At 50.7% G+C, this 13,431-nt stretch carries 11 protein-coding genes; 7 read left to right on the top strand and 4 right to left on the bottom strand.

Features of this window, described 5'->3' with window-relative positions; translation table 11 throughout:
- Window positions 1–39: 39 nt before the first annotated feature.
- The 3 genes from HMPREF9448_RS01040 to HMPREF9448_RS01030 are packed head-to-tail and all read right to left on the bottom strand — an operon-like array spanning window position 40 to window position 2,554.
- Window positions 40–804 (bottom strand): metallophosphoesterase, encoded by a 765-nt coding sequence (locus HMPREF9448_RS01040; RefSeq protein ID WP_004293601.1) that lies wholly within the window; start codon window positions 802–804, stop codon window positions 40–42.
- Window positions 801–1,583, bottom strand: a complete 783-nt coding sequence (locus HMPREF9448_RS01035) for a hypothetical protein (protein ID WP_004293600.1) — start codon at window positions 1,581–1,583, stop codon at window positions 801–803. Before HMPREF9448_RS01035 ends, HMPREF9448_RS01040 begins: the two co-directional genes overlap by 4 nt.
- A complete protein-coding gene (locus HMPREF9448_RS01030) occupies window positions 1,577–2,554 on the bottom strand; it encodes a hypothetical protein (protein WP_004303975.1) in 978 nt (325 codons plus the stop codon). Before HMPREF9448_RS01030 ends, HMPREF9448_RS01035 begins: the two co-directional genes overlap by 7 nt.
- Before the next feature lie 224 nt (window positions 2,555–2,778).
- Between HMPREF9448_RS01030 and HMPREF9448_RS01025 the strand changes: the two genes are divergently transcribed.
- The 5 genes from HMPREF9448_RS01025 to HMPREF9448_RS01005 all read left to right on the top strand — a co-directional run bounded on the left by HMPREF9448_RS01025 (window position 2,779) and on the right by HMPREF9448_RS01005 (window position 9,574).
- Entirely contained in the window at window positions 2,779–3,135 is a 357-nt protein-coding gene (locus HMPREF9448_RS01025; RefSeq protein WP_008860783.1) for a hypothetical protein, read from the top strand.
- An 11-nt stretch (window positions 3,136–3,146) separates the two neighbouring features.
- Window positions 3,147–3,332, top strand: coding sequence for a hypothetical protein (locus tag HMPREF9448_RS01020; RefSeq protein WP_004293597.1), 186 nt, complete (start codon window positions 3,147–3,149; stop codon window positions 3,330–3,332).
- A gap of 93 nt (window positions 3,333–3,425) precedes the next feature.
- The gene (locus tag HMPREF9448_RS01015) at window positions 3,426–7,268 is read left to right on the top strand and encodes a phage tail tape measure protein (RefSeq protein ID WP_004293596.1); all 3,843 of its coding nucleotides are present in this window, start codon (window positions 3,426–3,428) and stop codon (window positions 7,266–7,268) included.
- 12 nt (window positions 7,269–7,280) lie between these two features.
- Entirely contained in the window at window positions 7,281–8,258 is a 978-nt protein-coding gene (locus tag HMPREF9448_RS01010; protein ID WP_004293595.1) for a DUF6046 domain-containing protein, read from the top strand.
- Window positions 8,249–9,574: a hypothetical protein gene (locus HMPREF9448_RS01005; RefSeq protein WP_004293594.1), complete on the top strand. Its 1,326-nt coding sequence runs from the start codon at window positions 8,249–8,251 to the stop codon at window positions 9,572–9,574. The genes HMPREF9448_RS01010 and HMPREF9448_RS01005 overlap by 10 nt, the downstream gene beginning before the upstream one ends.
- Before the next feature lie 9 nt (window positions 9,575–9,583).
- Here the strand turns inward: HMPREF9448_RS01005 and HMPREF9448_RS01000 are convergent, their stop codons facing one another.
- Window positions 9,584–10,774 (bottom strand): toll/interleukin-1 receptor domain-containing protein, encoded by a 1,191-nt coding sequence (locus tag HMPREF9448_RS01000; protein WP_224200102.1) that lies wholly within the window; start codon window positions 10,772–10,774, stop codon window positions 9,584–9,586.
- An 81-nt stretch (window positions 10,775–10,855) separates the two neighbouring features.
- Here HMPREF9448_RS01000 and HMPREF9448_RS00995 point away from each other — a divergent pair, with 81 nt between their 5' ends.
- Entirely contained in the window at window positions 10,856–11,746 is an 891-nt protein-coding gene (locus HMPREF9448_RS00995; RefSeq protein ID WP_004293592.1) for a hypothetical protein, read from the top strand.
- Window positions 11,743–13,431: a hypothetical protein gene (locus HMPREF9448_RS00990; protein ID WP_004293591.1), complete on the top strand. Its 1,689-nt coding sequence runs from the start codon at window positions 11,743–11,745 to the stop codon at window positions 13,429–13,431. Before HMPREF9448_RS00995 ends, HMPREF9448_RS00990 begins: the two co-directional genes overlap by 4 nt.

The following is a 13,431-nucleotide window of genomic DNA, read 5'->3' as shown; positions in this document are numbered from 1 at the left end:
TTGACCTTGGCTGACAGACGGGATTTATGTATGGCAGACTTAAATCGAAATATGCGCTTCCTTATCGAATGACGTATGCTCGTTACTGAACACATAGCCCAACTGGTTGCATATGCACCGGGTGTTTCCGATGACCTTATTGATATTGCGGTGCGAGTGGCCATATATCCAGTATTCAATCGGGCTGTCTGCAATGAAACCGCCAAGCTCCACGGTAAATGCCCCATTGAGCGGACTGCCCTTGAACTCCGGCGCCATCAGTTCGAATGACGGTACATGATGAGTGGCGACAATGAGATGTCTGGCAGTACTTTGTTTTACGCTCTGTTCCAGAAAACGGAAACAGCGCGAATGTTCGTCATTGAACCTTGTCCAGTCCAGCGGTTCGCTGCCGTAACGCATCCTGCGGAAATCTGTGATGGCTGCCTCAGTTTCATAGGCATCCTGCAACAGGATATGTGACCACAGTGTGGTAGCGATCAATTCTATATCGTTACCCAATGGGATAACGGCATTATAGTGGCAGGTGATGTTTTCCCTGATTTTGAGCGACCAGCCGTTATACAGCTTGTCTATGTCGAACATCTTGTAAAACTCGTGGTTTCCGGGAACCACGATGACCCGGCTGTAATTTCCGGAAGCCCAGTCCCAGAACGGATGTCTGGAGTAGTTCTCATCTCCGATATATCCTATATCTCCGGCAAGGACAAGCACTTCTCCGGCAACAGCCAGCGGGTTGTGCTTCAAAAAACTGCTGTTCTCCCGAAACTCGAGATGCAGGTCGGATGCGTATTGGATTCTCATTGTTGTGTTATGAAATTGGCTTCAAGTTGTTCCAATAACTGTTCTCCGGAAATGCTTTTAAGTCCTGCCGATTTGAAAAAATCAGAGTTTGGCACTTCTTCTTTGACAGCCAGGCAAAACCTGTCAACATCTTGTTTAAGCGAATCAGGAACTTCGTAGGTGTCGGCAGGAGCAAGCATGGCAACCAGCCGGAATACATCTTTCTTGTGCTTGACGATATGTTTGCTGTCCACTTGTTCTCCATTGCTTTTCCGCTCGGTCATTTCTAAATAGGCCCTGCATTTCAGACAGATAAGACTTTCAATGTTCGCAATATGTACGCCCTCCTCCAACGTGCTGTGTTCAATGGTATAATTATAATAGTCATCATCCATCAAAATGGCTGACAGACTTGACAGGTCATCATCAACCGGAATGGGGGTAATGTGGGCATCGTCCGGGAATTTGACAACCCCGATATTTCGTGAAAAGAGTTCTATCTGATACGGGAAATCCGGATTTCCCGGTTCCTTGAACCTGTAATATTCATGCCTGCATTCCCCGTTCCCGGTTCCCTTATTCCTTTGTCTGTACCCTGCGGTTTTTACAAACTCCCAGAATTTTGCAGCAAAATCCGAAGACAGCGCCTCCACAATCAGTATAATGTCTATGTCCTTGGTCGCCCTTGGAGTTTGTGCATATATTTCTTCATGCATTTCACAGGCAGTACCACCTATGATGACATAGTTTCCTTCATATCCGGTGAAAAACTCCCTGAATTTATCAATTCCTCTTACCATATCATATTATTTATCATAGTTTCCAATTCTATTTGAATGCGTTCATCATCCATATCCTTCATGGCCAGAAATAAAGACAATTTGTCTACAATGCCGTTTTTTGAGAAAAAACATGGATTGTAACGCCATATCTCTATGCGGGTCTCGCCATATTCCTTGTCTGTCCGGATTTGCAACCGTCGAGCTTCTTCTTTTGCAATGGCATAAGTGTCATTTTTTTCCTTGTTCAGCATTGAATATTCCGACAAGGCATTTACTCCACTAATACAAAATACTTCATCAGGCAGACTATCGGTATATACAATCCGCTCGATGGGGTTCGCCAGGAACGGCAACATCCTGTCCCATAATTCACGCTTTTTGAACTGAAATATCATACTCTTTGTCTTGCCGCCGGATAAAGCGATAACTTCTTTATCTTTCAGCCATCTGACCGCCCGGTTTACATTGGCATACGACACGTTGAAAAGATCTGCAATATCATAAGTTCCTTTCCCTTCGAGAGACTTTACTTCAAGATGATAAAGGATTATGCATTGGGCAATTGCAGGAATCTGCGTTTCTTCACCTCCCCCGATATTATTTTTATGCGGTTTCAAATCTATCAACAAATCCGGTATGAACATTTGCTTTTGCGGTATGATGAAATTTACACGATGTCTGACAAGACGCCGTACATTATAGGCCGCCACTGTACGCAATACAAATATTACCGGGCATTGGGCTTTTCGCTCAACCAGTTCTTTTTGTTTCCGCATCTGCCCCGGAGTATATGCAGAACTGTCTGCACTATACAGAAGAACTACGTCATGCCCCAACAAGTTAGCCGTACAAAATGTATAACCGGCAGTAATATTGGCTGGGAATGTATGCAAGACATCCTTTTCGACCGGCCTGATGTCCGCCCTCAAATCAAGCAATTCAGCGATGTACCGGCTTGTCACATCTATAAAATCATCTATTTTGCACATAATCATTTATGTTTGAGAATATGCAAAATTAACGATTATATACTATATATCAAAGAAATATATGAAATATATTCAGCGAAATTTCCTTTAAAGACTGATCTGGGAATATCAGGAGCAAAGAAGTTTTTTGTATAACATATGGATTACAAGTGAATAAGAACCGTGTCTTCAACCTTTCCACGATTCTTTGTCCTACTCTTTCGGTGAATCAAAACAAATTCGATATGGACGAAAAAATGCTTTCATTGGAACAGGAGATCAAGATCAAGGAAAAAGCCCTCAAACTGAAAGAGGAGAAGAAACTCCGCAAGATTTGTCCGATGGTCGTTTTCGGAGACACCGCAAACGGCGAGAAAGAGATTTATGTGGCCTACATGTCCGAACCGAGCTTTCCGCAGTTCAGCAAATTCATGGCCGCTTCCAAAAAGGACGAGGTAATCGCCATGCGCACGTTGGCCCGCGACTGCTTCGTGGACGGAGATAAGGAACTCGTGGACGACGAGTCGCTCTTCCTGTTCGGTCTGATGGGACAGCTTTCCGAGCTGATCACCACCCGCCAGAGTGTCCTGGTAAACTTATAAGCCGGTGGGTAGTGACCGACGAGCAGCGCATCCGCCAGCGGATGATCTATGTCCGCCACTACTTTCCCGGCGTCAACCTCGACACGATTTCCGACGAGGAGTTTGCGATGCTTTCCGAAGAGGCGTTGTGGCTGCACGAGCAGATGCTCATCAGCCGTATGCCCGTTCCGATGTCATTGCCGGAGAGGACTCCTTGACCTGCCGCCGTAAGCTTCCGGTTTGCGGCGGCCTTCGTTTCATAATCTCCGCCCTTGCGGAAAGACTATTCTTTTAACGCAGTACCCATTACCATGGCTCAGGAACAGAACTATCAGGTCAACTACTCCATCAACGTGGATGCCTCTCAGGGCACCAAGCAGGTTATCGCCTTCGGTGAGGCGGTAGGCAAGCTGGTACAGGCGAAAGCGTCCCTGACTCCGGCCGTCACGAACATCAAGAATATGATGGACGAGATAGACCGCGTGTTCCGCACCAAGAACGGCAAGAAACGTAATTTCGATTACCGCCTGACCATCGATACGAAAAAAAGCGAAGAGAAGCTGGAACGTATCAAGGGGTTACTCACGGATATTTCCACGCTTTCCAAAGGCATCAGCCTGACCATCAATGCCGGTCAGGCTTTGGACAGCAAGAAAATCAAGGCCAACGCCAAAAGCCTTTACGAGAAAAAGGCTGCCGAGATGCGCAAAGCGGAGATCGAAAAGAATGCCGCCTCGTCCGTTGGCACGATGGCAGACGCGCAGAAACGCATTACCAAAGCCATCGGGAAAATCAACTCCGCCCTGGTTTCCATGGAACGTGACCGGGAACTGCAAATCAAGACCGGGACGGCGGAAAACAGGTTGCAGCAGATACTTTCCCTATTGGGTCGTATCAAAAGTGCTTCTGTCATTTCTTTCAACATGCAGGGAGGCATACCATCCGAAGGACTCACACCTTCCGTTCCGGTGCCATATGCTCCGCAGGCCTTCGTAATGCCCGAAAAGGCCCGGCAAAAACTGATGGAACGGCTTTATGCAGGACAGCAGCTGCATCGCCAGAAACTGGTCCACGCGGAGGAGCTCTTTACCGCAGACCAGCGCCGTAAGGCGGCTCTGGCAGAAACCGCCGCGGCGGAAAAGCGGCGTGCCGATGAAGCGCGGGCTAAAGAACGGGAGTGCAAGAATGCCGCCCGTGCTGCGGAGAAAATACGCCGGCAGGCAGAACAGGCACGCCGTAAGGCAGAAACGGAACGTATAAAGGCCGAGCAGGCTGCAAGACGGCAGGAACAGCGCAATGCGATGCAGTCCGTCAGGCTCATGCAGCGGGAACATACTGCAGCCGGTACGCTCTACCGCAGTAAACGCCGTGCCGCCATCAACCGTATCCAGTATTCGAAAGCGCCGTCACTCAGGAACCTCCCGTTCGCTTCGATGCTCAATGCCTATATGGGTTACAGCCTGATCCGTTCGGAACTGACGAAGGCCATCGACTATTCCAACATCATGGAATCGGCACATTCCATCCTCCGTGTGGCGGACAGCGACCTCAAGACATTCGAGACCCGTTTTGACAGTATGGCCCGTCATGTCCGTAAAATCGGCATCGACACGAAATACACAGCCGTGGAGATTGCCGGTGCCGTCAAATACCTGTCGATGGCGGGCATGAATATCGAGACAATCAACAAGTCCATCCGCCCGATCACGAACCTGGCACTTATCGGTGACAACGACGTGTCGTATATCGCCGACCTGGCCACGAACATCATGGCCGGTTATGATATCCATAACGACAGCATGGACAGCGTGGCGGACATTATCTCCTCCACCATTTCCCGCTCGAATGTGAATATCGTGGAGATGGCGGAGTCATACAAGATGGCTGCCGGTTACCTGCGTATGGCGGGCGTGGACTTCACGGAAAGCAGTGCCGCCATCGGTCTTTTGGGCAATATGGGTCTGAAGGGAACGCTGGCGGGAACCTCGTTGCGTGCTCTTTCCACACGTTTTGCCAAACCTACCAAGGAGGCACAGGAAGTTCTGGACCGCCTGGGCATCCGGTTCACGGAAATGCGCGACATCGAGGGGGTGCAGGTCGAGAAACTCCGTCCTATAGCGGACATTTTCGAGGAATTGAACAAGAAGGGCGCGTCGATGGCGGATGTCCAGGCAATCTTCGGGAAAATTGGCGGTAACGCGGCGATGATGTTCCTGAAGAACTACGACAAACTACGAGAACTGACTTCATATAACCGGGGGTCCCAGGGCGTTTCCTCAGAACTGGCATTGGTAAAGCAGAATACGACCAAGGGATTGTGGGCGCAGGTGACCTCCCAGCTGACCGAAGGGTTCATGCAGGCATACGAGGTGTTGGAACCCTCTATCCGCACTGTGCTCCGCACTTTTCTGGCAAAGTTCAAGGCTCCGGAATTTACCCGTGGCCTGGTGTCCATCGGGAATGCCTTGTTGGACATCTTCACCGTGATCGGCAATATCGGCGCATGGGTGACCCGCAATTTCCATTGGATAGAACCGCTTGTCTTTACAGGCGTTGTCGCGACCCGGCTGTTCAAGGTGGCGGGAGCCCTGACGAATATCGGCATCGCCATGGGGTTTATCGGCAAACAGTCTGCGGCCACGACATCAATCAGTGCCGTGCAGGGGCTGCTGGGGGCGGGTGGTATCGGTAAGGTTTCGTTTGCCCAGAAGCGGGCCATCGTGTCGGCCATGCAGTCCGCAGGCGTGGCGGGACGGGGAGCGATGAACCGCGCCTTGATGGCCGGGGGCGGTGTCATCGGAGCCAAAGGAGTCCTGCAGTCGCTGTTTGCCACACAGGTGGCTACCGGCAGCGGACTGACCGGTGCTGCCGCCTCGTTGAGTGCCATCAGTACAGGCGCGGTTGCCGCCACGGCAGGTATAGCCGCATTGGTCGGGACTTTGGGATGGGTGGCTTACAAGACCTGGAAGATAAAGGAGGCGAAGGATGCCGTACTGGAAGAGATCGAATCGAACCGCAAGTACCGTTATCCGTCCATAGAGGCACTTTACTCCTCCCTGAGCGAGACCTATAACATGGCTGTCAAGACAAAGCGTGCCGTGGACGAGGTCGTTGCCGGCAAAAGTATCGAAGAGGCTTCGGGACATAAAATCGGAGCCTTCACATCCAACTGGTGGGCCGGGTTCTTGGGGGAATTTGCCATCGCTTCATCTGAGGGGATGGTATCGCGAGACCATGTGTATAACATGGACAAAGCCCGTCAGGATGACATAAGGGATGCGCTTGTCACCCTTGCCAAACGCGACAGCCAGACACGTATCGATGCCGCGTACGCCGAGTTCGGGAAGATGGGTACGGTATTGGAAGTGGACGCTTTCCTCAAGACGGTAAAGGAGCGTTTCGGGCAACAGGAGAAGGATCTCGACAAGTCTTTGTGGCGTATGCAGGATGGCAAGGCCGTCTATGTGAATGATATCGGGGACAGGTCGGAAGCGGTTGCCGCCCGCACATACGACTATGCCCGGTACATGAACACGCAGACCGTTCCGGAGATTGTGCGTGCCGCCACCGCTTATCGGAATGCCATATCGAGTGCCGCCAATGCGCATGAGCTGATGCGTAAGGGAGGGTTCGACTTTGACCAGTTCAGGGCCTGGGGATTCGAGCAGGACGAAAACGGGCTATGGAAACAGCGGGCACTGGGGCAGAACGCCACCGATGCGCAGCGTATAGACAACATCGCGCATCGCAAGCTGGCACATACGACACTCGTGAAGTTCTTTTCATCGCTCCGGCAGACTTTCGGAGGTTCGGCGGAGGCAGCCGAGAACATCCTCCGCGTGGCGGGCTTCACTCCCGACCAGTACGGCAACGAACCGGATTCCAACGATACACGTCCGTTTGCTGCCAACCCGATTACCAACACGCATCTGGATGACGGAGGGGCCGGCGGCAACTATTCCGGCACGGGGCGGTTGTCCTCGGCGGCACCTAAACAGGTCATCGTGAACATAGAGAGCCTGCTCAGTGTCAGGACCATCGACCTGATGAAGTCGAAGGAGGGGCAGACGGAAGAGATACAGAACCTGAAAGAACAACTGGCACAGGCGCTCATCGATGTCGTGCATGACTTCGATGCCTCCTGGAACGCATAAAATGAAAGGATTATGGGAAGACTGATACAAATCGCGGCCTCGACTTTGTTGAGCGGAGGCATACTCAACCACGGTTCGCTTGGCGGATACATCAGCAACGCCACGCGTCTGGCGTTGGGCATGGGGCTTGCCGAATTGCAGGACGGGCAGGTACATTACTTCTCCAGGCACCATGACCTGCTCAAACGGGCAGCCATACAGGTTGCCTCGCAGACGGCTTACGGGTTGCTACGTTCCTATCCCCGATACCTCAAATACTGGGAACAGCAGGTGCGGGACAAATATCTTCAGACACAGTCGCAGTCCAGCCTTGCGAACAAGACCGGACAGTACTACCAGCTCATCAGGGAACAGCAGGCGGTGGCGCAGAAGAAAAACCATATCGATTCCATCGTCGGCCGGACAGTGGCGGATTTTCTGGAACTGTCCATATCAGAGGAGGGGAAGTATTATGACAACAGCGAGTGCAAGGTTTTGCCGAACAGCCGGTATGGACTGGTGACATTCGTGGACCTGGGACCGCAGGTACAGGTCAGCAGCCGGAACAATATCCTGCTGACCCGGGTACAGGGGCGGGACTATACCCGCAAGGAATATATATCCGGGGGTGACCTCGAGATTACCATCAACGGCAAGATCACCTCCAAATACCCGGACGTGTATCCCGAGGCGGAAGTGTCCAAGTTTATCAGGCTGGTACAATACAAGGGTGTCATCGATTGCGACAACACGGTATTGCGCCAGTTCAACATTTCACGGTTGATTATACAGGGCTATACCTTACAGCCTACGGATTGCCGGAACGTGCAGCCGTATTCGCTGAACTGTGTCGCCGTGGAGCCATCGGAAGCCGTGGAACTGAAACTGGCGGAACAGGAAAAGGTGGACACGGCCATCAAGCACACGAACAAGTGGATCAAGTATGTTAAATTCGGTACGGAGGTCATCGACCCCGCCTCGTTGCTTAAACTGACACGTTTATGGGTATAGCTGCAATGGATATCCTCTGCTGTCGCATCACCATCGGGGATGCCGACCCGTCCAATCCGATGAGGATACAGAACGGCGTGGAGATTACGGAAGTCCAGTCGCTCGAAATCAACGAGAGTTACAAGAAGCTGATCGGAACGGCCAAAGTGATATTCCCGAAAGGGTCGGTATGCCGCTCCACGATTATCGGGAACGTGACATTGGAGGGCAAGGACGTGTCGAGGATAACGACGGAGGTGATGCAGGACGGTGTCATCATCGAGAAACGCAGCGCGCAGCGTCTGGTTGACGAGACGACATTCAAGGTCGGACAGCGCATCAATATCAAGCTGGGCTACAACGGCGTGCTGAAAAATATGTTCGACGGATACATTACCGGATACAATTCGGACAGCACGCTGGAAATCCAGTGTGAGAATATGGCCTACAAGCTCAAACTGAAACAGGCACCTCATTTCGAGACCCCGGCGAAAGGGACGACGGTGAACGAGGTGCTGGAAGGCAAGTATAATATCCTGAAAGATACCGGCTTCAGGATACACTCGGATACGAAGCGGTTTGAGATACATATCGGCAAGGTAAAGGTCACGGACAACTTCACGGTAGCGGATATCCTTTCCGAATGGTCGAAGTACAAGGTCTACTGTTTTTTAAAATACGATGCCGATGATGACGGGGCCATACCGTCCATTGCCGTCGGGCGTCCTTATTCGTCCAGCAAGGCTCAGCCGGTATTCCCGGAGGATGAATCGACAGGACCGTACAGGATATACTTCAACGAGCATGTGGCGCAGAGCAACCTGAAAGTGGTCAAGACCGATCCGAAGTTTTTGGCGGTGACGGGCAAGGCACTCGGGACGGATGAAAAATTCTTTGAGGTGACAGTACGCATGAATCCTGAATACGACCCGGCGACGCCGGGCAGCAAGGAGTTTCAGACGGTCAATGCCACGCAGATTTCAAAAAAGACGCACAAAGTAACGGGCAACACGACGGCATCAGGAGCGAAGACCAGGACCAAGGTGGATTTATCCACATATACCATCGTACCATATATGTCACCTCATGTCGGAATCAATTCCGACCGGCTTGTAGAAGAGACGACGGAATACTTTCGGAATTACAATCTGAACGGAATCACCGGCAATGTGACAGTATTCGGGGATTTCGGACTGTCTCCTGCCGTACAGGTGGAACTGATCGACTACCGTAATCCTTCCAAGAACGGCGTATACCTCGTGGAAGAGGTAACGACTACTTTCGGGGTGGGTGGATACAGGCAACAACTGAGTATTCCGTATAAAATTAGGAAATAAGATTTACCGTTATTCAACAGGAGGAATTTCTATCAATGGTTCTTCGTTTATTACCTTGATAATATTCGGAAGTTCGCTATTGTATTTATCGTCAGTAGAGCAATCAAAACCTTTTCTTCCACTAATGAAATCCGGTGTCGAAGTTTCAAAAGACCCTTTGCGTACAACCGGTATAAATTTAGTGGTTCCCTGATTGTTATATATTTCATGTGATATTATACCCCCTTCATAAGCGGCACCTCCTTTACCGGATTCAGCTTTCTCTTTATACTTTGGAGTCAGAATGCACAGAACTTTAGTTGCCTTACGGATGCTTTCAAGCATAAATTTAGGCAAGTCAGTTCCATGAGGTTGATACTGGTCTATTTGAGCATCAATCCCTCGTCTTCGCAAATCTTTGGCGAAAGTTTGAATCCAATTCATAAAGACATTGTCTTCTACCTCCCACGCATACGAAATCAACACAAACGGCTTGTTTTTATTCACAATTGGTTCTTCCGCCACTTTATTGAGAATTTCAGGCAGAGGCGTATTATCGATTGTAGGAATGTCTACATCTGCCCAAGGATTCAAAGCTTCTTGTATCGCATCTTTTGGAGTATTCATTAGCAGCAGCCTGTTTATTTTGATAGACAAATCTTTGAGGAATTTTTGTACATCATTCTCATCAAGAGCTAAAAATAAAGTCCTATACCATTTAATTCTTGATGTAAATTCTTCCTTTTCCCGCAATTCTGCCATATATTCCCCATATGTATGAGGTAACGACAATGTTGTTAAATATGGCCTGATTGTATTATAAAACAATGGTCCATCTACATACAGCGGCGCATAATCATTTTCTTTGTTCGATCCGATAATATTCCAAAGCTGTTCATATATATCTGATCTACTGGTCTCTTTTTCATAAATTGTCCGCTCAAGGGAAATTTTAGGAATAACACACTCTCCCCCATTTATAACATCGGCACCATTCTCCGTAAGAGCTATAAAATCTCTATCTTTTAAGTAGAGATAGCCATTATCAATGAGGGTATTTACCAGGAAATACAATATACCCAATTGATTACGAGTAAATTGCTTTTCAGCTGCAAATCTAAAATTTCTGAGCATGTTACCTTGCCCGGCTTTAAAGCATCTTGATTTTTGAAAGAAATCAAATATATATGTAATATAGGATTCTAAAATTTCTTGTTTCATAAGTAATATCATTGTCTTTGCAAAAGTACAAAATAATTGGCAACCAATAAACTATGCTCCTCCTATTCTTTCAAAAAACTCATGTCTTCAGACAAATCCAACCAGTTGCTTATCCGTGAGGCTATCCGCAAGATAGCCTTGGGACGGAGTATGGAGCGTATCAATCTGGCTCCCGGAGGCATGTCCGGTATCGGTACGGCCCGCATGATACACGGCTATGTCGCCAAGATACACGACAACCCCTCGGACGAGGAGTTTTCCGACTACGGCGGTACCATTGATGTCGGCGAGTACCCGGACGAGACGGCCTCCGCCGAACCTGTTATCCATAAAGGCGTGTTGCTCTCGGCCGCCACCAACAGCGAAGGCGGCTTCCTGATCGTCCCCGCACTTTTTTCCGACGTGACCATCTTCATGGATGCCGCCACCCGTTATGCCTATGTGGTTAACTTCTCCCATGTGGATATCCTGCGGCTCAATGCCCGCACGGAAACCGTCATCGGCGTGACCGAAATGGAGGAACTGGATCCGGAAAACGACTCTTCCCCGGACTACGACGAACTGGAAACCACCGGTAACGAGACCTCCACCCACTATACGCCGACGGCCGTCACAACAACCGTTAGGAATGACAAGGACAAGGAAGCGACAACCGTTATCGATGCGGAAAGCATCACGCATACGGTGGACAAGTCTGAAGTCAGACAGACAGCAGATAAAGTGGTACAAAAGGTCAATTCCACGACCGTTGCCGTTGCCGACAACAAGGTGACGCTCGGTGACGAGAATGCCACCGAGCCGCTGGTTCTGGGTAATGAGCTTGCCCGGCTGATGCTCGACTTCCTGACGGAATGTTCGAAAATCATGACTCCCACACTGATGGGCACGATGTCGCCGATCAATATGCCGAACTTCATCTCGCTGACATCACGTATCCAGAAATTTCTTTCCAAGACCAGCTATACCAAATGAGCGTACAACTGCATCCCGATATAGAAACCCTCGACAAGGAGAGCCTGTGCTATTCCATCTATGCACAGCTGTACCATAACTTTTTCAATGCCCAGCAGAAAAAGGACGACGAGCATCCTTACGGCATCGAGGAAGGCGACGAGACCAGCCTGAGACTGAAGAATACCGCTTACGGTTTTGCATCCGCCATTGCCGGAGCCGTTACGGGAGAAGGCGGTTCCGGAAGCGGTGGCTTGCTGTTGGATTACCTGAAGAAATCGGGCGGTGACATGACCGGCAAGCTCAGTGCCAATTACGGTTTCGAAGCCGGCATTGGAAACACCCGTATCCTGGAAACCTATTCGCAGGACATTACCGATCCGGAAGGTGTGGTAACTGCCATCGAGTACGGTATCAGGATTACCGGCAACCTGAAAGTCGGGGGCGACAGCCTGCATATCGGCGGCAGGCAGTTGCTCCGTTACGACGCGGACAAGGCCACCGCTACAATCAACGCTTCCCATATAGACTTTCTGGATGCGACGGTACATTCCAAAGGGGCATGGATTATCGGGGACGAGGATACAGGAATATCCATCTCCCCGACACGGCTGGCCGTGGGCGGGCAGGATGTCTATCATCGTGGCAACGCCAATACGGACACGGTGGATTGGACGATGCGGGACGGCATGGTGAGACGGAATCTGACGGTGCGAGGGAGTACGGTCATGGATGGCGGACTGAAAGCCTTGCAAGGCGTGGAACTGGGCGACAAAGGGAAATGTCTGCTTTCGTTTTCGGAAGAGGATGTCGCGCTCGGCGGGTTCCTCTCGTTCCTGGACGGATTCGGCATCCGGATCGGAGATGTTCCCGTACTGCTCTGTACCGACAAGGACAAGATACAGTTCGGGAGTATCGGCGGTGACCTTCTTTTAGGCGGCGACCATACCCCGAAGATACGCCTGTTCTCCGGCATATCGGACGTGGACGGCGAGTGTCTGATGCTTTCCCCTTACGGAAAGGCTTGTTTTCCGGGCTCGCTGACTGTCCGCCACAACTACGGCGCCGACCTGCTCTCCTCATACCGGGTAGACACTTCCGATGAAGGTATCGTTATCCACAAGCGCTTGCGGATGGGCACAGCAGAGGGATTTATGTTCACAGGCGACAGGGAGCGCGTATCGCTTTCTTCCGAGGTAATCTACGAGGAAGAGGACGTAAGGACGGCTATCCCTCACAGCACGGATTTTTCACACCGTCCGTCCGTGAGCTGTTATGCCCCGCAGAACCGTCACAGCGAATCGTTCCATATCCGCACCGATGCCGATTTCGTTACGGTCGCTGTTCCGTTGGAAGCAGCCGGGCATATCGGAATCCATGCGTCGCCCACCCGGATTACTGACAGAATCCTATACTTGACAGAGGCGTTACGCCTGCAAGCGGTGGAGGACGGTATCCGGCATTACGGAAACAGCGTCTTTACCGGGTCGCTCTCTTCGGAGTTCTTTTCCCCGGGCCTTTCCGGAAGCGGATGGGCTGTCCGCCGGAACCGGACGACAGGAGGCGTCTCCGCCACATTCGACGAGGTGGTGGCCCGCCGTAAGTTCCGCGCCTATGAGTTCGAGGTCGAAAAGACTTCGGTAACCAACGGTTCCTTCTGGATCAGCGACAGCTGTTCGGGAGACACCGTGGAAAAACTGTCATAA

The sequence above is a fragment of the Barnesiella intestinihominis YIT 11860 genome, from assembly GCF_000296465.1.
Lineage (GTDB): Bacteria > Bacteroidota > Bacteroidia > Bacteroidales > Barnesiellaceae > Barnesiella > Barnesiella intestinihominis.
The sequence above is the reverse complement of the archived record's forward strand: the minus strand, read 5'-3'. Positions and strand labels throughout refer to the sequence as shown.

What these genes read in the sequence shown, in the direction of transcription:
- HMPREF9448_RS01000 (WP_224200102.1), bottom strand. Translation starts at nt 10,774, where the DNA reads ATGAAACAAGAAATTTTAGAATCCTATATTACATATATATTTGATTTC.
- HMPREF9448_RS00995 (WP_004293592.1), top strand. Translation starts at nt 10,856, where the DNA reads ATGTCTTCAGACAAATCCAACCAGTTGCTTATCCGTGAGGCTATCCGC.
- HMPREF9448_RS01035 (WP_004293600.1), bottom strand. Translation starts at nt 1,583, where the DNA reads ATGGTAAGAGGAATTGATAAATTCAGGGAGTTTTTCACCGGATATGAA.
- HMPREF9448_RS01040 (WP_004293601.1), bottom strand. Translation starts at nt 804, where the DNA reads ATGAGAATCCAATACGCATCCGACCTGCATCTCGAGTTTCGGGAGAAC.
- HMPREF9448_RS01005 (WP_004293594.1), top strand. Translation starts at nt 8,249, where the DNA reads ATGGGTATAGCTGCAATGGATATCCTCTGCTGTCGCATCACCATCGGG.
- HMPREF9448_RS01010 (WP_004293595.1), top strand. Translation starts at nt 7,281, where the DNA reads ATGGGAAGACTGATACAAATCGCGGCCTCGACTTTGTTGAGCGGAGGC.
- HMPREF9448_RS01025 (WP_008860783.1), top strand. Translation starts at nt 2,779, where the DNA reads ATGGACGAAAAAATGCTTTCATTGGAACAGGAGATCAAGATCAAGGAA.
- HMPREF9448_RS01015 (WP_004293596.1), top strand. Translation starts at nt 3,426, where the DNA reads ATGGCTCAGGAACAGAACTATCAGGTCAACTACTCCATCAACGTGGAT.
- HMPREF9448_RS00990 (WP_004293591.1), top strand. Translation starts at nt 11,743, where the DNA reads ATGAGCGTACAACTGCATCCCGATATAGAAACCCTCGACAAGGAGAGC.
- HMPREF9448_RS01030 (WP_004303975.1), bottom strand. Translation starts at nt 2,554, where the DNA reads ATGTGCAAAATAGATGATTTTATAGATGTGACAAGCCGGTACATCGCT.